The 18,743-nt window shown below is 58.6% G+C and carries 22 protein-coding genes and 1 pseudogene; 12 read left to right on the top strand and 11 right to left on the bottom strand.

The genetic code is table 11. The features are described from left to right. Window positions 1–100: 100 nt before the first annotated feature. Both aspS and Q8R10_RS00785 read right to left on the bottom strand, forming a co-directional pair. Window positions 101–1,876, bottom strand: a complete 1,776-nt coding sequence (gene aspS / locus Q8R10_RS00790) for an aspartate--tRNA ligase (protein WP_305650120.1) — start codon at window positions 1,874–1,876, stop codon at window positions 101–103. A 104-nt stretch (window positions 1,877–1,980) separates the two neighbouring features. Then, the gene (locus Q8R10_RS00785) at window positions 1,981–2,202 is read right to left on the bottom strand and encodes a zinc ribbon domain-containing protein (RefSeq protein WP_305650118.1); all 222 of its coding nucleotides are present in this window, start codon (window positions 2,200–2,202) and stop codon (window positions 1,981–1,983) included. 169 nt (window positions 2,203–2,371) lie between these two features. Between Q8R10_RS00785 and Q8R10_RS00780 the strand changes: the two genes are divergently transcribed. The 4 genes and pseudogenes from Q8R10_RS00780 (at window position 2,372) to Q8R10_RS00765 (ending at window position 5,432) form a co-directional block, all read left to right on the top strand. Beyond that, window positions 2,372–3,490: an HD-GYP domain-containing protein gene (locus Q8R10_RS00780; protein WP_305650116.1), complete on the top strand. Its 1,119-nt coding sequence runs from the start codon at window positions 2,372–2,374 to the stop codon at window positions 3,488–3,490. A gap of 105 nt (window positions 3,491–3,595) precedes the next feature. Continuing rightward, a complete protein-coding gene (locus tag Q8R10_RS00775; protein WP_305650114.1) occupies window positions 3,596–4,663 on the top strand; it encodes a GGDEF domain-containing protein in 1,068 nt (355 codons plus the stop codon). Window positions 4,664–4,838: 175 nt separating this feature from the next. Further along, a pseudogene (locus Q8R10_RS00770) lies at window positions 4,839–5,099 on the top strand (cold shock domain-containing protein membrane protein); the annotation flags it as partial. A 108-nt stretch (window positions 5,100–5,207) separates the two neighbouring features. After that, entirely contained in the window at window positions 5,208–5,432 is a 225-nt protein-coding gene (locus tag Q8R10_RS00765) for a cold-shock protein (protein ID WP_305650214.1), read from the top strand. Between the two features lie 72 nt (window positions 5,433–5,504). Here the strand turns inward: Q8R10_RS00765 and Q8R10_RS00760 are convergent, their stop codons facing one another. The 3 genes from Q8R10_RS00760 to Q8R10_RS20790 form a co-directional block, all read right to left on the bottom strand. Continuing rightward, window positions 5,505–5,711: a SlyX family protein gene (locus Q8R10_RS00760; protein WP_305650112.1), complete on the bottom strand. Its 207-nt coding sequence runs from the start codon at window positions 5,709–5,711 to the stop codon at window positions 5,505–5,507. Further along, complete coding sequence (locus Q8R10_RS00755; protein WP_305650110.1) at window positions 5,708–6,139, bottom strand: HIT domain-containing protein; 432 nt, start codon at window positions 6,137–6,139, stop codon at window positions 5,708–5,710. The genes Q8R10_RS00760 and Q8R10_RS00755 overlap by 4 nt, the downstream gene beginning before the upstream one ends. A 232-nt stretch (window positions 6,140–6,371) precedes the next feature. After that, on the bottom strand, window positions 6,372–6,914 hold the full coding sequence (locus tag Q8R10_RS20790) for a thermostable hemolysin (RefSeq protein ID WP_371133274.1): 543 nt from the start codon (window positions 6,912–6,914) through the stop codon (window positions 6,372–6,374). Window positions 6,915–7,203: 289 nt separating this feature from the next. Between Q8R10_RS20790 and Q8R10_RS00750 the strand changes: the two genes are divergently transcribed. Continuing rightward, complete coding sequence (locus Q8R10_RS00750; protein WP_305650108.1) at window positions 7,204–8,514, top strand: OprD family porin; 1,311 nt, start codon at window positions 7,204–7,206, stop codon at window positions 8,512–8,514. 78 nt (window positions 8,515–8,592) lie between these two features. On the opposite strand, the gene Q8R10_RS00745 is transcribed toward Q8R10_RS00750, so the two are convergent. Continuing rightward, a complete protein-coding gene (locus Q8R10_RS00745) occupies window positions 8,593–9,012 on the bottom strand; it encodes a PaaI family thioesterase (RefSeq protein WP_305650107.1) in 420 nt (139 codons plus the stop codon). Between the two features lie 168 nt (window positions 9,013–9,180). Here Q8R10_RS00745 and Q8R10_RS00740 point away from each other — a divergent pair, with 168 nt between their 5' ends. Continuing rightward, window positions 9,181–10,896: a proline--tRNA ligase gene (locus Q8R10_RS00740; protein ID WP_305650105.1), complete on the top strand. Its 1,716-nt coding sequence runs from the start codon at window positions 9,181–9,183 to the stop codon at window positions 10,894–10,896. 10 nt (window positions 10,897–10,906) lie between these two features. Then, window positions 10,907–11,863: a hypothetical protein gene (locus Q8R10_RS00735; RefSeq protein WP_305650103.1), complete on the top strand. Its 957-nt coding sequence runs from the start codon at window positions 10,907–10,909 to the stop codon at window positions 11,861–11,863. A gap of 171 nt (window positions 11,864–12,034) precedes the next feature. On the opposite strand, the gene Q8R10_RS00730 is transcribed toward Q8R10_RS00735, so the two are convergent. Next, a complete protein-coding gene (locus Q8R10_RS00730; RefSeq protein WP_305650101.1) occupies window positions 12,035–12,310 on the bottom strand; it encodes an acylphosphatase in 276 nt (91 codons plus the stop codon). Next, window positions 12,310–12,756 (bottom strand): TlpA disulfide reductase family protein, encoded by a 447-nt coding sequence (locus Q8R10_RS00725; protein ID WP_305650099.1) that lies wholly within the window; start codon window positions 12,754–12,756, stop codon window positions 12,310–12,312. The genes Q8R10_RS00730 and Q8R10_RS00725 overlap by 1 nt, the downstream gene beginning before the upstream one ends. 75 nt (window positions 12,757–12,831) lie before the next feature. Here Q8R10_RS00725 and Q8R10_RS00720 point away from each other — a divergent pair, with 75 nt between their 5' ends. Then, window positions 12,832–14,241 carry a PilZ domain-containing protein gene (locus Q8R10_RS00720; protein ID WP_305650097.1) on the top strand — a complete coding sequence of 470 codons (1,410 nt, stop codon included), beginning with the start codon at window positions 12,832–12,834 and terminating at the stop codon, window positions 14,239–14,241. Between the two features lie 114 nt (window positions 14,242–14,355). After that, complete coding sequence (locus Q8R10_RS00715; protein WP_305650095.1) at window positions 14,356–14,748, top strand: hypothetical protein; 393 nt, start codon at window positions 14,356–14,358, stop codon at window positions 14,746–14,748. Here the strand turns inward: Q8R10_RS00715 and Q8R10_RS00710 are convergent. Continuing rightward, the gene (locus tag Q8R10_RS00710) at window positions 14,745–14,993 is read right to left on the bottom strand and encodes a hypothetical protein (RefSeq protein WP_305650094.1); all 249 of its coding nucleotides are present in this window, start codon (window positions 14,991–14,993) and stop codon (window positions 14,745–14,747) included. The genes Q8R10_RS00715 and Q8R10_RS00710 overlap by 4 nt on opposite strands. Window positions 14,994–15,159: 166 nt before the next feature. Beyond that, the gene (locus tag Q8R10_RS00705; RefSeq protein WP_305650092.1) at window positions 15,160–16,380 is read right to left on the bottom strand and encodes a virulence factor BrkB family protein; all 1,221 of its coding nucleotides are present in this window, start codon (window positions 16,378–16,380) and stop codon (window positions 15,160–15,162) included. Window positions 16,381–16,500: 120 nt separating this feature from the next. On the opposite strand from Q8R10_RS00705, the gene arsC reads away from it, so the two are divergent. Genes arsC through Q8R10_RS00690 form a run of 3 tightly spaced genes read left to right on the top strand, consistent with a single transcriptional unit; the run spans window position 16,501 to window position 17,856 of the window. Next, window positions 16,501–16,854: an arsenate reductase (glutaredoxin) gene (gene arsC / locus Q8R10_RS00700; RefSeq protein WP_305650090.1), complete on the top strand. Its 354-nt coding sequence runs from the start codon at window positions 16,501–16,503 to the stop codon at window positions 16,852–16,854. After that, window positions 16,851–17,456: an NAD(P)H:quinone oxidoreductase gene (wrbA, locus tag Q8R10_RS00695; RefSeq protein ID WP_305650088.1), complete on the top strand. Its 606-nt coding sequence runs from the start codon at window positions 16,851–16,853 to the stop codon at window positions 17,454–17,456. The genes arsC and wrbA overlap by 4 nt, the downstream gene beginning before the upstream one ends. Further along, window positions 17,449–17,856 carry a DUF2069 domain-containing protein gene (locus tag Q8R10_RS00690; protein ID WP_305650086.1) on the top strand — a complete coding sequence of 136 codons (408 nt, stop codon included), beginning with the start codon at window positions 17,449–17,451 and terminating at the stop codon, window positions 17,854–17,856. The genes wrbA and Q8R10_RS00690 overlap by 8 nt, the downstream gene beginning before the upstream one ends. A 62-nt stretch (window positions 17,857–17,918) precedes the next feature. Here Q8R10_RS00690 and hda read toward each other — a convergent pair whose 3' ends face one another. Beyond that, window positions 17,919–18,623 carry a DnaA regulatory inactivator Hda gene (gene hda, locus Q8R10_RS00685; protein WP_305650085.1) on the bottom strand — a complete coding sequence of 235 codons (705 nt, stop codon included), beginning with the start codon at window positions 18,621–18,623 and terminating at the stop codon, window positions 17,919–17,921. Window positions 18,624–18,743 lie beyond the last annotated feature (120 nt).

Here is an 18,743-nt window from a genome sequence, read left to right as displayed (position 1 = left end):
CACCCCATTCTTAACGATTAAATATCAACTCATGCAGATACAAGGAACCCGCTTGTAGACAGCATCTAGCAAGCGGGTTCGACGCAACACCGCCAAGCCGTTACTCGGCTTTCGGCTGCTCGCGCAAGCGGATGTGCAACTCACGCAACGCCTTGTTATCCACCGCACCCGGTGCCTGGGTCATGACGCAGGCGGCGCTCTGGGTTTTCGGGAAGGCGATCACTTCACGAATCGACTGGGCGCCGGTCATCAGCATCACCAGACGGTCCAGACCAAAGGCCAGGCCACCGTGGGGCGGTGCGCCGTACTTCAACGCATCGAGCAGGAAGCCGAACTTCTCTTGCTGCTCTTCTTCGCTGATGCCCAGCACGCGGAACACGGTCTGCTGCATGCACTTGTCGTGGATACGAATCGAACCGCCACCCAACTCGGTGCCGTTCAGCACCATGTCGTAGGCGCGCGACAGGGCGGCCGCCGGATTGGCCTCCAGCTCTTCTGGGCTGCAGCTCGGCGCGGTGAACGGGTGGTGCATGGCGGTCAGGCTGCCGTCGTCGCTTTCCTCGAACATCGGAAAATCTACGACCCACAGCGGCGCCCATTCGCAGGTCAGCAGATTCAGGTCGTGACCGAGTTTGATCCGCAGTGCGCCCAGCGCTTCGCTGACCACTTTGAATTTGTCGGCGCCAAAGAACACGATATCGCCGTCTACCGCGCCAACCCGATCAAGGATCACGTTGAGATTATCCAGCGGGATGTTTTTTACGATTGGCGACTGCAGGCCTTCGACGCCTTTGGCGCGCTCGTTGACCTTGATGTAAGCCAAGCCGCGAGCGCCGTAGATGCCGACAAACTTGGTGTAATCGTCGATCTGCTTGCGCGGCATGCTGGCGCCGCCCGGTACGCGCAGGGCCGTTACGCGGCACTTAGGGTCGTTGGCCGGGCCACTGAAGACCTTGAAGTCGACTTCTTGCAGCTGATCGGCAACATCCACCAATTCCAGCGGATTACGCAGGTCTGGCTTGTCCGAACCGTAGCGGCGCATGGCTTCGGCCAGGGTCATGTGCGGCAGCTCGCCGAACTCGACGTTTAGCACTTCCTTGAACAGCTGGCGGATCATTTTTTCGGTGATCGCCATGATCTCGGCTTCATCGAGGAAGCTGGTTTCGATGTCGATCTGGGTGAATTCCGGCTGGCGGTCGGCGCGCAGGTCTTCATCGCGGAAGCACTTGGCAATCTGGTAGTAACGGTCGAAACCGGCCACCATCAACAACTGCTTAAACAGTTGTGGCGACTGCGGCAGGGCGAAGAAGCTGCCGGCGTGGGTGCGGCTCGGTACTAGATAGTCACGCGCGCCTTCTGGGGTGGCGCGGGTGAGGATCGGCGTTTCCACATCGAGGAAGCCATTTTCGTCCAGGTAGCGACGAATGCTGGTGGTGACTCTGGAGCGCAGCTTCAACTTGGCGGCCATTTCCGGGCGGCGCAGGTCGATAAAGCGATAACGCAGGCGGGTCTCTTCGCCAACGTCGGTGTATTCATTCAGTGGGAACGGCGGAGTTTCCGACTCGTTCAGCACTTCCAGCTCATAGCCCAGCACTTCAATCGCGCCGGAAGCCATGTTGGCGTTGCCGGCACCGGCTGGGCGCAAGCGCACCTTGCCGGTGATTTTGACCACATATTCACTGCGCACGCGGTCCGCGATGGCAAAGGTTTCGGCGCGATCAGGGTCGAACACCACCTGGGCCAAACCTTCACGGTCGCGAATATCGAGAAAAATCACCCCACCATGGTCACGACGACGGTGGACCCAACCGCAAAGGGTGATTTCCTGGCCGTCCAGGGCTTCGTTCAACTGGCCGCAATAATGGCTGCGCATCATGATTTTAGGTTCTCGTCATTCTAGAATTCGGGGTTTTGCTTAAGAGCCGCTTCAATATCTGCTGCACTTGATCATGCTGCGTTTGCGACCATTTTGAGCGGGCTCTACTCGGATTTATCGCCACCAGCCAGGTTCTTTTTCGCGCCGGTTTTAAAGTCAGTTTCATACCAGCCGCTGCCTTTCAGGCGAAAACCGGGCATGGACAACAGCTTTTTCAACTCAGGCGCCTTACAGCTCGGGCACTCGAGCAGCGGCGCATCGCTAAATTTCTGAATGGCTTCCAGCTGGTGATTACAGCTTGTGCATTGGTAATCGTAAATCGGCATTGGCTCTTCTCAATAAGCAAAAAAACAGCAGCGCAAGACCGCGTCCAAAGGCAAGGGGCGCGATTATATATGGTTAATCGACCCCGCGCAGCCGCCTGACCCATTCACCTGCTCAGGGCCATCTATACTGTTTCAGCTGCCTTGGTTTGTTACCTTGCGGAGAGCCGCCATGACCATCCCCTGCCCCGCCGACCTGTCCAATGATCTGGTCGAAGACTTCCGCTTAGACGCCGCCGAGCAATTCCCGCGCTGCGAGCAATTGCTGATTGAACTTGAGCACTTCCCCACCGATGAGCAGCGCCTGCATGAGTTGTTTCGCGTGGTGCACACCCTCAAGGGCAACCTCAGTTTTGTTGGCCTCGACGCTTTGGCGCCGCTACCCCAGGCCATTGAAGACATCCTCGACGGCCTGCGGGAGAGCCGCCTGAGTTTCGACAGCTTGCTCGGCGACGTGCTGCTACTGAGCTTCGACCACTTGCGCGAGTTGATTCGCGAAGCCTTGGGCGGCGCCGAAGCGCGACTGAATGCCGGCCAGTTACAGGATCTTTGCCAAGCCCTGCATGCCCTCGCCCACAGCCCGCCCGCCCGGCAAACCGAGCAGCGGCGTAACCTGCTGCAGCAACTCGACCCCAGCACCCAGCTGCAATTACCGCCGGAGCGCGAGCAGTCGCACGTGCAGCACTTGCTCAATCAGCATGGTATCGGTGGCGATGCCGACCTGCTGTTTTTTGCCGAGCTGATGCAGGCCAGTGAACAACGCTCACACTTCTGGGCGGGGCGCGGCCAGCGCCTGCTAAGCCTGACCCTGACAATCAATGCGCTTGGCGGCAGCCCAGTGGCACCGGCACAACTGGCCGCCGCGGTGTGCCTGCACGATCTGGGCATGGCATTTCTACCGCTGGACCTGCTGCATAAAGAACAACGTCTAAGTCGCGAAGAGCGCCGGCAAATGCAGTCGCATCCACGCATGGGCTTTGACCTGCTGCGCAAAATGCCCAGCTGGGCCGCCGCCAGTGAAATCATCTTGCAACACCAGGAGCACGCCGACGGCTCGGGTTACCCGAAAGGGCTGACCGAAGCCGAAATCTGCCCCGGCGCATTAATTCTCAATATCGTCGACACCTTCGACGCCCGCACCCATGAGCGCGCCCACCAAACCTTAAGTAAACGCCCGTTAATGCGCGCCATCTTGGAGATCAACGACCTCGCTGGCAGTCAATTCAGTAGCCATTGGGTTGACGTGTTTAATCGCGCCCTGCAAACCAGCCCAAATTTGGCCCACCCATGATCGGCGCCGGTGCAATAACTCAAGTCAATCTGTGGCCTCAGCTAGTCACTGGCCGTCTGACTACTCTATTCTGTGCCAATACAGATCTTTGACCGCAGTGACAGCATGAGCCAACCACCTAAAACACCCTCGGTCCTCGACCAGTATCCAGAGGAGTCGCGCGAGTCAGCCGACCTGCTCAAGCAGGCCGTTCCGCTGATGATGCGCCATCAAATTGCGCCGAATCCGGTGCACTACGCACTCTGGTACACCTACAGCCAAGGGAAAAATCCCGACCTAAACAAGCGGCTGGAGAAAATCGTCGGTGATTTTGACGTATTCCCGCCAGAAACCGCGCTTAAGCTGTTTCGCGAATACATCATCTGCAATGAGTTAGACGACGCGCGGATCAACCAACAGCAAGTGGTTGAACTGGTCGATGATATCGAAGGCGATGTCGCCCGTAACGTCGAGGGCAGTGCTGCCTACAACGAAAGCCTGATCTTTGGTCTGCAAGCGTTGCGCGATCCACAGGATGAAAACCTGCCGAACGTGCTTAGCGAGTTACACGAAAGCACCCAACAAATGCAGGCACAGCAAGAGAAATTCCTCTATCGCCTGCGTACCGCGCAAACTGAAATTCAGCATTTGCGCACCCAGCTAGACCGCGCGCACATGGCTGCCACCCTCGACCACCTGACGCAAATATTCAATCGCAACGCCTTTACTCATCTACTGAGCAAAGCCTTGAAAAGCGATTATCGCGGTCTGGCACTGGTAATGATGGACATTGATCACTTCAAAAACTTCAACGACCAATATGGCCATCCGCTCGGCGACCGAGTACTGCAGCATGTCGGTCAACTGCTGCGCGACCTTCTCCCCGCCAGAGCCATGGCGGCACGCTACGGTGGCGAAGAGTTTTGCGTGATCATGCGCGACTGTAACGACCTGCAAACCGCCTATGCCTTTGCCGAGAGCTTGCGCCTAAAAATCCAAGCACTACGGGTCAAAATACGCAGCACCGACAAGGTCATCGACAGCATTACCGCCTCCTTTGGCCTGGCCCTCGCCCAAGCTGGTGATGACCCTGAAGGCCTGATCACCCGCGCCGATGACCAGCTTTACAAGGCCAAGCACAGTGGTCGCAATCAGGTGCAACCCACCTCCCCTCCAGCGGCTTTAAGCGCTTGATTTGAGTACCCTCGCACTTTGCTGTTAAATACGCCCCGTGCTGCAAACGGCGAGCTCTTCGCCATTTGCGCATAGGCCGATGCTGTGTGCCTGTCCAACGCCATTTTTGCCTACATGGCGAACCACGCAAGCTCTGCTCTTCCTCGTTATCCATCTTGAAGTGAGCTAATTAAACATGTTGAAAATTGTCCACCTGTTAACCGGCGCAGCTGCGTTGCTGCTGTCCTTTATCCCCAGCCTGCGCAATGAAGCCCTACCCTACTTGCAACAACCTGACGCGCTCTATCTAGGCCTATTCGGCCTGTTTAACCTGCTCTACGCCCCAGAAGTCACGCAAAGCCGCGAGCGTCTGCAAAACCTGGTGTCGGTACTGCTGGTATTTGCCGTCGCCCTGCAAACCATGATTCTGCTAGCCCCAATGCCATTGATCGGCACCCAACCAGCAGCGCTCTTTGCATTTTTGGCCATCACCGCCGCCGTTGCTTTAAATCTAACCCTTAACCTGCGGCAAAATCGTGCTTACAGTCAGCCAGCGCCGCAAGACTTGGGCGACCGCGAAACCGGCACCGTGAAGTGGTTCAACACCTCCAAGGGTTTTGGCTTTATCTCGCGCGATTCCGGCGACGATATTTTCGTGCACTTTCGCGCTATCCGTGGCGAAGGTCACCGGGTCTTGGTTGAAGGCCAGCGCGTCGAGTTCGCCGTGATGCAACGCGACAAAGGCCTGCAAGCTGAAGACGTGATCGCCGCACTGCCCAGCCGCCGCTGAGTAACGCATGCTGATTTAGCCAGCTAAAACGAAAAAGCCCGCATCCATGGATGCGGGCTTTTTTATGCCCGCCTAGTAATGCGGCGGCGGTGTGTGGTTGTCTTCCAGGCCAAATTGGCTTTGCTGCTCTTCCTGGCGCTTAATCAGAGCGGCTATTTGCTGTTGCAGGTGATCGATTTGTCGCTGCTGACTCACCACCACATCGTTGAGGCTTTGAAGGGTGTCGTCTTGAAAGGTCAAACGGCATTCCAGCTCGTTGATCCGCGCCTCCACACTCATAGCTCACCCGGCAGAAAATTAAAATCATCGGTCAACACCATCCGCAACTTGGCCAAGACTGGCGCCAGTTGCTCGGCGTTGTAGGGTTGTGCCGGCAATTTACCCCAGACCGGTGCCGGCCAGGCGGCATCCTCACGGCGGCGCACTATCACATGCATGTGCAGCTGGCTGACCATATTGCCCAGGGTCGCAACATTCATCTTGTCGGCGGCAAAGGTGTCTTTGAGGGTTTCTGCCAGCGCCGTGGTTTCTTGCCACAGCAGCCGCTGATCATCGGCATCCAGTTGAAACAGCTCGCTGATTTCCTCGCGGCGCGGCACCAAAATAAACCAGGGAAACTGCGCATCGTTCATCAGCAATAAGCGGCACAGGGCAAAATCGCCGACCACCAAGGTGTCCTGTTGCAAGCGTGGATCGAGACTAAACATGCCGACGGCTCCCCATTAACGTCAAGTAATTGCAGCGTAGCGGGCCAAGCGCCGCCACCGCGAAAATGCCGCTCAGGATACCCGCTTGTGCCGCCCAGCGCCCGCTCAGAGCTGCTGCGGCAAAGCCACCAGCACCCCAAGGCCAGCAAAGGGTGAGTCCGCAGCTCAATCGAACCCGCATGCAGCTCAACCACCCGCTGCACAATCGACAAACCGAGGCCGGTGCTCGACCTCATCGGGCGCGCTGACCGGTCAAAGACTCTGCGCCACTCGCAACTGCAGCGCCGCATCCAGACACACAGCTTTGGACTGGCCGGAGGCAAGGTCGTAGTGCCGGTATAAACGTCACCCATCGAAACCCTAGCAGCACGTCAGCCAGCGCCACTATTAATAGGCGTGCATGCCCCACGCCCACTGCGGCCAGGCTGCCCACCGCAACGATTTCGTGCCTACGAAGGTAACGACCGTTACCGGCGGTAATCTCTTGCGCGATGGGGCGGGCGAGGTAACGCTCTAAAAACCGCTCCCCAACATCCGCACCACAAATGCCCACGGCCGCCTGTAATTGCCCGGCCGCATTCTCCAGCCCCAGCAGACAGGGCATGCAGTGCTCAATTTTCGCCCCGCAGTGTTCAGCAAAACGCACACGAATAAAGTTTTCTATCTCGCTTCGACGCTTTGTGCACGGATTATGCTTAAGTAAATGCAGCGACAATGCGGGGTCGTGCCCGATCCGGGACAACACCCCTGCATGATGTTCCCAAGGCAACTGCATACCATCCAGCCCTAGCCGTTATGACTGCCTGGGATGGATTTTCAGCAATCAACCTTAACCAAGGTTTAAGCAACACGGGCAAAAGCACAGATCGGCAGTTAAACCAAGACTCTTGCGACACTCAACTTATACAAATGCGACACCCCGCCGAAAAATGTCGGGCACTAAGACCGCAACTATCGCCACAAGTGCCTGCGTGTTATAAATTCGACGCCGACACAACAAGAACACCCGTCCACACGTACACATAAGCTGGACTGAAAATTTTAAAACCAAAGGAGCAAACCCAATGCAAATGATGAAGTGGAGCGTAATGGCCCTGGCAATCGCCGCGGCAACGACCCAACTGGCCGTGGCATCTAGCCAATCCGATTCCAAGGGCTTCGTTGAAGACAGCACCCTTGACCTGCTGAGCCGTAACTTCGCATTTCAACGCGACTTCAAAAACAACGCTCCTGGCAAAAATATGACCAATGAGTGGGCTCAGGGCGAAATGCTCACCTACTCCTCGGGCTTTACCCAAGGCACCGTTGGTTTTGGCGTTGACGCTTTTGGCTACCTTGGCTTGAAACTGAACAGCGGCAAAGGCACCAGCGGTACTGGCCTGCTGTCTCTGGACGATGATGATGGCCGTGCTCACGACGAATACGCCAAAGCCAGCGGCGCGGTAAAACTGCGCGTATCTGAAACCGTACTGAAGTACGGCGATCAGCGCACCGCTGCTCCAGTATTCGCCACCTCTGACTCGCGCCTGCTGCCAGAAACCGCTACCGGTTTCAACGTGATGAGCGAAGAAATCAGCGGCCTGGTTGCCGAAGCCGGCCACTTCACCGCCTATAGCAATCGCAATGAAACCAACTTCGACGACGATCTGGCGACTAACTACTCAGGCGCCACCGCTGACTCTATCTCCTACTTCGGCGCCACTTACGGCGTAACCGACGAGCTGAGCACCAGTTTCTACGCCTCGGAAGTTGAAGATAACTGGCGCCAGTACTACGCCAACGTCAACTACGCCGTTGAGTTGGCAGACGACCAAAAGCTTGCAGTGGACTTCAACATCTACCGCACCAACGAGTACGGTGATGCGCGCTCTGGCGAAATCGGCAACACCACTTTCTCCCTGGCTCCGTCCTATACCCTCGGCGCACACAAGTTCACCGTGGCTTACCAGCAAGTACGTGGCGACACTCCGTTTGACTACGTTGGTGGCGACTCGATCTTCGTGGCCAACTCGGTTCAGTACGGCGACTTCAACGCCGCTGGCGAGAAATCCTACCAAGCTCGTTACGACATCGACATGACCAGCTTCGGCGTTCCTGGCCTGAGCTTCATGACCCGTTATGTTCGCGGCTCGGAAATGGACAACAGCCACGACAACAGCGGCGTCTACACCGGCACTCCAGGCAGTTCCAAAGGTGGCAAGGAGTGGGAGCAGAACTTCGAAGCCAAGTATGTGGTTCAAGACGGCGTAGCCAAAGACCTGTCCCTGCGTCTGCGTGAAGCTGTGTACCGTGGCAACGAGCAAGCCAACGGCGTTTACGGCCCCGACGTAAACGAAGTACGTCTGATCGCCGAATACCCGCTAAGCATTCTGTAACTCAGCGGTAATTCGTAGCAGCATAAAAAAGCCCGGTTCGCCGGGCTTTTCTTTGCCTGCAAAACCTTGCAGCAAACACTACAGCGGTAAGGCGTAAGTACCGGTCACATGGGCGACCAACTCATCTTCACCCTGCGAATACAGAGACACCTCGCACACCGCTTGCCGGCGCGACAGCCGCAAGATGCGCGCCTCGGCGACCAGATCAATCGGCTTAGGCCTGGTCAAGAAATTGATATTCAAGTTGGCGGTGACCGCCATCTCGACCCGCCCCAAGCGCCCCAACACCACCGCATACATGGCCGCATCGGCCAGCGACATAATGACCGGCCCCGACAGCGTGCCGCCCGGGCGCACCAATTTGCCGTGAAACGGCACCCGCGCCACGGCCTTATCCATATCCAGATGATCAATTTTCAGGTCGATATCGTCCGCCATGGGCACGCCCAGACGAATCAAACTTTGCACCTGTTCTGCGGTTAACACACTCACCGGCATTCCCCCTCGCTATCAGGCTGGCCGCCTGTACGCGACTGTACAGGCACCGTACAATGGCCAGCTATTCCAAGCAGCTGCTCAATATCGTTACGCGCGGGGCTGCAATACCCGCACTGGCGCCGATATTGAACAGATTCCAAGCCTTCGCAACTGACAAAACGGCCAATCATGCGCACCAGCCAGTATCTGCTCTCGACCCTTAAAGAAACCCCCTCTGACGCAGTCGTCATCAGTCACAAGTTGCTGCTGCGCGCCGGCATGATCCGCCGCCTGGCATCGGGGCTGTACACCTGGCTGCCGATGGGACTGCGGGTATTGCGCAAGGTCGAGGCGATAGTGCGCGAGGAGATGAACGCCGCCGGCTCCCTGGAAGTGCTGATGCCGCTGTTTCAACCGGCTGAACTCTGGCAAGAATCCGGCCGTTGGGAAGAGTACGGCCCGGAACTGCTGCGCGTGAAAGACCGCCACGGCCGCGAGTTTTGCGCAGGCCCGACCCACGAAGAAGTGATCACCGATCTGGCCCGCAACGAGCTCAACAGCTACAAGCAGTTGCCGCTCAACCTGTACCAGATCCAGACCAAGTTTCGCGACGAAATCCGCCCGCGCTTTGGCCTGATGCGCGGCCGCGAGTTCATCATGAAAGACGCCTACTCCTTCCACCAGGATCAAGCGTCCCTGCAACAGACCTACGACCGCATGCACCAAGCCTACTGCAACGTGTTTACTCGCCTAGGGCTGAATTTCCGCCCGGTAGAAGCGGACACCGGCTCAATCGGCGGCACCGGCTCCCATGAGTTTCATGTGCTGGCCGAGTCTGGTGAAGACGACATCGCCTTCAGCGACAGCTCAGACTACGCCGCCAACATCGAAAAAGCCGAGGCCATCCCACGGGAAACGGCGCGCGGCGCGGCCACTGAAAAATTGCGCCTGGTCGATACGCCGAACACCAAAACCATCGACGACTTGGTCAACCAATTTGGTCTGGCCATCGAGAAAACCGTTAAGACCCTGGTCGTGCACAGCAGCGAAGCCGGCAAGCTGATCGCCTTGATTATTCGTGGCGACCACGAACTGAACGAAATCAAAGCCGCCAACCTCGAACAGGTTGCCAGCCCGCTGGTGTTCGCCTCCGAGGCCGAACTGCGCGACGCCATTGGCGCCGGCGCCGGCTCCCTGGGCCCATTGAACCTATCGCTGCCGTGCATTGTTGACCGCTCCGTAGCCCTGATGAGCGACTTTGGCATCGGCGCCAACATCGATGACAAGCACTACTTTGGCGTCAACTGGGAGCGCGACTTGCCGCTGCCTGCGGTTGCCGACCTGCGCAACGTGGTCGCCGGCGACCCAAGCCCGGACGGTCAAGGCACCCTGGTGATCAAGCGCGGCATCGAAGTCGGGCATATCTTCCAATTGGGCACCAAGTACAGCACCGCGCTGAACTGTCAGGTGTTGGGCGAAAACGGCAAACCGGTGATTCTGACCATGGGCTGCTACGGCATCGGCGTCTCGCGTGTGGTGGCCGCCGCCATCGAGCAGAATTTTGACGAGCGCGGCATTCTCTGGAATGACACCTTGGCGCCGTTCCAGATCGCCCTGGTGCCGCTGCGCTACGAGACTGAAGTGGTACGCGAGGCTACCGACAAGCTGTACGCCGAACTGACCGCCGCTGGTTTCGAAGTGTTGCTGGACGACCGCGACAAGAAGACCAGTCCCGGCATCAAGTTTGCCGACATGGAGCTGATCGGCATTCCGCACCGCATCGTCATCAGTGATCGCGGCTTGGCCGACGGCAACCTGGAGTACAAGAGCCGTCGTGAGACTGAGCCCCAGGCGCTTCCTGCCGCTGACGTTTTGGCGTTTTTGCAAGCGCGCATCCGCGGCTAAGCGAGGCTACATGTTCCGCCCAAATGCAGTTCAAACCGTCGCCGCCCTGTGTGGCGCACTACTGCTGAGCGGCTGCGCCAACCAACTGGGGCAGCGCAGCGAGCACGAGCAACGCATCGAGCGCAAATTACTCGAGCACAGTCTGCAGATTGACGTGGGCGAGCCGCCACTGCTGGAGCTGCCGCAACGCCGGGTGCGCATCCTCGAACAAAAAACCTTCGAGGTCACCGAATTCGAGGTGAGCCGTCATTACGACCGCTATACCCCTTACCAAGGCTGGCGCGAGCTGTATGAGGTGCCGCTGGGCGCCGGCGCGGTAGTGGCCGGCGTGGGCGCCAACGTGGCCAACATCGTGACCTTTGGCAGCGTGCCAGACAGCGCCACCAAGGGCTGGTTTGACTACGGTTTCGCTGGGCTCAACCCAGCCATAAACGTCGAGTCCCACGGTCGCTCACAGCAAAACCTGGCCGGCACCGATGAAAACCAACTGGCTACGCGCAAAGAGTATTCCAGCCTGCCCTGGGCGGATCGTCCGGTCAGCGTCATTGCCGGCAAGCAGCACCACGAACTCAGCACCGACAGCAAGGGCATACTGCGCCTGAACCTGCTCGACAGCCCGTTCGCCGAACAAGCCAATATCAGCCGTATCGGCAAATTGCAGCTCAGCGTTATCGACCCACAAGACGACACCCAGGCCCAAGCGACCTTGCTGGTTAGTCGCTCACTGCGCGGCAAGCTGGTGGAAGCCCATAGGTTGATATTTGACGATTTAGAAGGCGATGACGTCGCCCAATGGGTGCATAGGGTTAAGCGCTTGGCCGATTTAGGCCTGGAAGAAGAAGCCAGCGAGCTGGAGCAAAGCCTGATCGAACTCACCCGCAACGACCCAGAGCTGCAGCAGGAGTTTCTGCAATCGCTGCAAAAGCATGCCGGCCGTCTGGCGGCCGACCCTGGCGCCAACGACTAAGTGCTCAGCTGCCGCCTACGCGCGGCAGCTGGCTTAATCAGGCTATGTACCCGTTATGTGTTGATACCCCTTAACCGCTGAAAAGACGGCCGTAGGATGTGGTGGAGCGAAGCGATACCCATCCTACAAAGGGCCACCACGCTGCAACAGTTAACGGGCACATAGTCTTAATCAACTCCGTACAATAAAACCGACCACGCCTTGCAGCGGCTGCTCGCTCAATGCCACGCCAGTCACCTGCGCCACCTGCGGACCTTGCGCTAGCCAGTCCGCCAGCTCACGCACAGCCGCCTCCTCGCCTTCAATCAGCACCTCAACTCGACCATCAGCCAGGTTACGCACCCAACCATCAAGCTCTAAGCGCTGCGCCTGCTCATCGGTGTGCTGGCGAAAGCCGACGCCCTGCACCCGGCCGCTGACGATGGCATGCAAACAAATACGTGGCATTACTGCGCTCCTTTTTGTAACTGCGCCAAGCGCGCGGTTAAACCGGCGGCGGTTTGCTCACCGAGCAAACGCTCACGCAGCTTGCCGCGGGCATCAATAATATAAGTCACCGGCAGCACTTCACTGCGCGGCAACTGCCAACGCGCAGCTGGGTCTTGCGCCAAGACCCGGTAATTAATCCCCAGCTCCATGCTGGCTTTAGTTAAATCGGCGCCCTGCAACTGGTCAAAATTAACCCCCAGCACCGTCACCGACTGATCACTGGATTGCTGCGCCAGCTTATTCAGCTCGACGATTTCGCCACGGCAAGGGCCGCACCATTGCGCCCAGTAATTAATCAGCAACCACTGGCCTTCTAGCTGCTCAGCCGTTACCTTTCGTCCATACTGATCAACCCCGTAGTCTTCACTACAGCCGCCCAGCACCAGGCTAACAAGGATCACCATGAGCACCCGCCCCCTGAACCCATACCAGTGGTGTTGCATTGCCATGCCGTCGAGCCTCGTATTTGCAGGATTGTTATGACGCTGGATGCCTTGCGCCTGGAAGTTCCGGACATTCTCAATGAGCAGGCTCTGACGCTGACCGAGCTGACCGAGCAACTCGTCGCAGCGCGCCTGTTGCTGCCTGAAAATGCCCTACAAGAAGTGCTGAGCCTGTTGTTTCGCTGTAACCGCAGCGCCATGACCTTACTTGAAAGACAGCGCAGCCTGCAAAGCTTCAGCGATGCTTATCGTTATTACGCCCAAGCTTACGCCGGGCAAGCCGCGCCACCGCCGCTGTTTTTACACCTGTGCAGCGAGATGGCCGCCGGCTTTAAACGTTTGCTGCTGCAAATTCTGCAAGGCCGCCAGCCGTCACGCCCGCACCTGGCTTGGTGCCTGTATAAGGCCCAGTATTACCTTGCGCAAAGCTTGCTGCGCCACTATCAAGTCTACCAAGAGCCGCCACCGAGCCTATGGCGTGACAGCCACTTGCTGTACTGGATCGGCGAACACCAGGACTGCCTTGACGAGCACATCGCCGCCGCTTTTATGCCCGCGCCAGCCAGCACCTTGCGCGGCCTCTATCAACAGGCCTTGCTGCTGGCGCTGAGCAATCCCTTTCACCTGGCTCAAGGCGAATGCACCCAGTTATTTGCCGCGCTGGCGCCCCTGGCCAGCCTCGCCCGCTTACTGCCGTGGGACGATGAAGAAGAAGCTGACGGCCAAACCGTCGACCTGACCGCATCACAACCCTGCCTGGCCTTTGATGAAGCACCACAAGGGCAACCGAGTGACTTGCGCCGTTTCGAGTTAGGCGCCTTGCTGATTGGTTTGCATGAGCCGGCGCCCCTGCAAACCCCGGCTGAGCGGCAACTACTCGAACGGGTACGGATTAACTGGCTAGGCCGCCAGCAGCGCCGACACGCGCGCAGTGAATACGAAGGCCCATGCAACCTGATCATCGGCCTTGCCGATATTCACGCCCAGCTGCTGGAAAAACGCCCCAGCCACTGCGCCACCCAGATGCTCGACGGCAGCGCCGGCGGCGCACGACTGCTGTGCAACAGCGACCAAGGCGCGCACTTACCCGTAGGTCAACTGGTGCTGCTCCTGGCTGACAGCGGCACACCAAGCCTGGCGCTGGTGCGTTGGCGCCACCAAAACAACGAAGGCCTGCACTTGGGACTGCGTTATCTAAAAGGGCTGCCACGGCCGGTTTGGCTGCGCCGCTCGCCCAGCTCACAGACCCACCCAGGGGTATTGCAAAGCACACCAGAGCCCGGCAACGGTTGGCATCACGGCTTATGGCTGCCCAATGGACAGTTTGTGGAGGGTGAAAGCCTCTGGCTGCAACTGAGCAATATGCCCAATCAAACCGTGGTGCAGTTACCGGCCTGCAACCTGTTCACCTCGTCGGTATCGCGTTACCCCCTGCGCTTGGCCTGAGCCTGACTGTTTCTGCAAAGGCAGTCACATAGATGCACGCCTGACTGCACAGTTTTTAACTGGGCAGTCAGTTTAAAATTCGCCGGTCAGTTACCTATTCGAGCGAACACCGCCATGCCTACTGCCAACGACCGTCTGATTGGCCCAGTTCCCGCGCAAATTATTAACCTCGCCCGCCCCCTCGTAACCGCCTATGACGGCCGCGTTGCCGAGTTCAATATTGCCGCCTGGCTACAACTGTCGGGACTGGAACGCTTACCGGTGTCGCTGATGATTCGCTACCTGGATGGTGAGCAACGCCGAGAGGTGGCCGTCGACCACGGTAACGTTGGTGCCCACGGCAAGGTATTGCTGTCGGGCATTGCCCGTTTGACGGTCAAACAAAAAATCCAGCAAGCCGAGGTATTTCTGCGCAGTGCAGTACCAGCGCAAAGCCTGCTGGTCGAGGAGTTGTTTGTGCAGGCCGTCGAGCAGGTCAATAGCGACAAGCGTCAAGCGCTGGTCTAAAGCAGCGCCGATGCATCCAGAGCAACAAAATCAAGCGACTCAGCGGCCGCTAAGCCCTCGCCTACCCCCTGGCTAATCGCCACACCTTCTGCCAGCCCACACGCCGCCGACACCCGCTCTTGCTGCGCAGGCTTTAAACTTTTCGGCCAGCTGGTGAACTGCAAACCGGTAAGCCGATTAAGCCGCTCCAGTGCCGCCTGTGGATCGAGCTGATGCAGATAGATAACCTTGGCCTTGCTACTCATAAGCGACTACTTCCTAGTCAATCCATGACTTGCTGGCAATTAAACAACACTCTAATCCAGTGATTGCCAGAAGCGTGCCAGCCTCCAATCCAAACAATTACAGGGCCCTAACCGCCCAAACAAACCAAGCCCTGGTCTGCAGCGCGCCGCAAACTGACCATTTGCGTCACTGTGCCGGCGGTTGCAGCCATTGCGCCAAGCTGCCATCAAACAGTTCGGCCTGTTGCTGATAAAGCCCTTCCAAAGCACCACGCAGCGCCGGATACCAAGGCTCGTCCAACTGCGTCGGCAACTGCGCATGGCGTGGCAATGGCCAAGGGCTGTGGCTGATTAATTGCTGTAGCGGGTAATTCGACAGGTCGCGACACAGCACCCAGGCATCGCCACCGGTGGCGCAAATCAGCTGCTCACTTTCGAGAAAATCAATCATTTCCAGCCATTCATCGCCCGGCAACAGCCAGCCGGCGCGCTGCACACTGCTGTGGCGCACCGCCAAACCGCGCTGCTGACGTTCATGAAACACCCGCAGAATCCCCAGCAACACCAGCAGCCTTGGCAAGGCGCGACGGCGCCAGTGATGCGGAGCCGACAAATTACACACCAATTCGGCGCCAAACAGCACGATCAACCAGGACAGATACAACCACAGCAAAAACAGCGGCACAGTGGCAAAGGCGCCGTAGATCAGCTGATAACCCGGAAAGAAGCTCACGTACAGGCCAAATAAGGCCTTGGCCACCTCAAACAATACGGCGGTAAATACCCCACCGATCAAGGCATGCTTAAGCGGCACGCGGGCATTGGGGACAGTGGCGTAGATCAGCGTAAAGGCCGCCACGCTAAAAATTAGCGGGGTAAAACCGAGCAGGGTTTTCGCCCCCACCAGTGCGTGCGGGCCCGACAACAATGAGGTGGAGGTCAGATAGGTGCTGACCGCAAAGCCGCTGCCCAGCAACAGCGGGCCGAGGCTGAGAATCGCCCAATACAGCAAAAAGCTGGCAACCCCATGCCGGCTCTGGCGCACTCGCCAGATGGTATTAAAGGCCTGTTCGATATTCACCAGCATCATAAAAGCGGTGACAGCCAACGCCAACACGCCCACCCAGGTCAGTTGCCGCGCCTGCACGGTAAACGCCTTGAGATACTCCTGCACGGCCTCCCCGGTCGAGGGCACGAAGTTACGAAACACAAAGCTCTGAATCTGTTCGCCAACCCCCTGAAACACCGGTACGGCCGACAGCATGGCGAAGGTCACCGTCATCATCGGCACTACCGCAAACAGGCTGGTGTAGGTCAGTGCTGCGGCACTGCTGATACCGCGATCGGCATGGAAACGTCGAAATAAAAATCGCCAAAAATCCATCGCATCGTGAAGACGTTGGCGCATTCCTGCTCCTTGGTAGGTGATCGATTGATGCCCCGCCGCCCTGACTTTACACACTGAGTTCAGCTGGCTGCGCAGACGCGGTTAGAATAGCCGCCCGCCTAACCAAGAAGCGACCCGCAAATGACCGATTTGACGCTCTATCACAACCCGTCTTGCTCCAAATCGCGTGGGGCGCTGGAAATACTCGAGGCCCGCGGCCTCAGCCCAAAGGTTGTGCGCTACCTCGACACCCCACCCAGCGCCGCTGAACTGCAAGCCTTGCTGGTCAAACTCGGCCTGCCCGCCCGGCAACTGCTGCGTACCGGTGAGGAGGCGTACAAAAGCCTCAACCTGGCCGACGCCAGCCTTAGCGAAACGCAATTGATTGCCGCCATGGTCGCCCAGCCCAAGCTGATTGAGCGGCCGATTCTGATTGCCGGTGAGCGCGCCATTATTGGTCGCCCACCGGAGCGCATTCTCGAGTTGCTGGCATGAGTGCGCCCTACATCCTGGTGCTCTATTACAGCCGCCACGGCGCGACCGCCGAGATGGCCCGGCACATCGCTCGTGGCGTGGAACTGGGTGGCCTGGAGGCACGGCTGCGCACCGTGCCGGGGGTGTCCAGCGACTGCCAACAGGTCACACCCGAGATCGCCGCCGAAGGCGCTTTGTATGCCAGCCTGGATGATTTAAAAGACTGCGCTGGCCTGGCCATGGGCAGCCCGACCCGTTTCGGCAACATGGCCGCACCACTCAAGTACTTTCTCGACGGCACCAGCAACCTGTGGCTCACCGGCGGCCTGGTCGGCAAACCGGCCGGGGTCTTTACCAGCACCGCCAGCCTGCACGGCGGCCAGGAAACCACTCTGCTATCGATGCTCTTGCCGCTGCTGCACCACGGCATGCTGGTCTGCGGCCTGCCTTACAGCGAGGCGGCGCTACTGCAAACCCGCGGCGGCGGCACCCCTTACGGCCCCAGCCATCATGCCGGCGCCGACGGCAAACGCGCCCTCGATGACGACGAAATCGCCCTGTGCCGCGCCCTCGGCCTGCGTTTGGCGAAGACCGCCCAGCAACTGGAGACGCCCCGTGGCTAAAACCCCGAAACCCTTACCGGAGCTCAGCTGGCTACAGCCGCGCCTGCGGATCAGCCGCGCCATTAGTCTGTTCAGCTTCTTTGCCCTGGCGCTGCTAATTCTGCTGTGGAATTTGTTCTTTGCGGATTTAAACGGTGCTCGGCCGTGGGGCATTCTGCTGTTCGCCTTGACACCTTTAGCGCTGTTGACTCCAGGGATGTTGGCCGGCCACCCAAGGGCCTCAGCGTGGCTCTGCTTCGTGGTTAATGGGTATTTCATCGCAGGGGTGCTCGCGGTCACGGGAGCAAAAACAACCTTTTTTGACTGGGCATTACTATGCCTCAGCCTCGCGCTATTCTGCTCGGCGCTGATGTACACCCGCTGGCGCTTTCAGTACGACCGCAAGCTGGCTGGCGAATAGTCAGGGCATCGCGGCGCAGAGATGGGTATCGCTACGCTCAACCACATCCTACGAGCGGATTTTTACCAGCCGAGGGTTTCTTTTAGGAAGGGGATGGTCAGCTTGCGCTGGGCCTGCAGGGAGGCTTGGTCGAGGCGTTCGAGCAGTTCAAACAGCGCGCTCATGCTGCGCGTGCCGCGGGTGAGGATAAAGCGGCCGACTTCATCGGACAGTTGCAAGCCGCGGCGCGAGGCGCGCAATTGCAGGGCGCGCAGCTTGTCTTCATCGGACAACGACTGCAGTTGAAACACCAGCGCCAAGGTCAGGCGCGACTGCAGATCTGGCAAACCCACCGGCAGTTCGCGCGGCGAGCAGGCGGCCGACAGCAGCAGGCGCCGGCCACTGTCGCGCAAGCGATTAAACAGGTGAAACAAGGCCTCTTCCCAATCGCTGCGCCCGACCACCGCATCCAGATCATCCAGACAAACCAGCTCGAACTGCTCAAGGTTGTCCAGCAACTGCGGGCCGTAATCCACCACCTCACGCAGCGGCAGGTACACCGCCGGCTCGTCGCGTTGTTCAAAACGCAGGCAGGCGGCTTGCAATAGATGACTGCAACCCACGCCCGCGCCGCCCCAGAGGTAAATCAGACTTTCCGTCCAACCTGCCTCAGGTTCGCACAGGCGCTCGACATAGCCGAGCGCCGCCGCGTTAGCGCCGGGGTAATAGTTGGCAAAGGTGGCGTCATCACGCAGACGCACACCCAGGGGCAGTTGGATCGGGGTCATGGCAGGCAGAACGGCGTTATAGCGCCGTCGATACACTCGTTAAATAGTGAGTTGGCCACGGGACAGTTGCCCATGCAGCTGCAAAGTTTATACAAATCAGGCAGATGGCGCAGCAACCGA

Origin of the sequence: Pseudomonas sp. (assembly GCF_030698175.1) — a bacterium.
Taxonomy (GTDB): Bacteria; Pseudomonadota; Gammaproteobacteria; order Pseudomonadales; family Pseudomonadaceae; genus Aquipseudomonas.
Note: the sequence above shows the minus strand (reverse complement) of the source record. Positions and strands in the feature narration are given on the sequence as shown.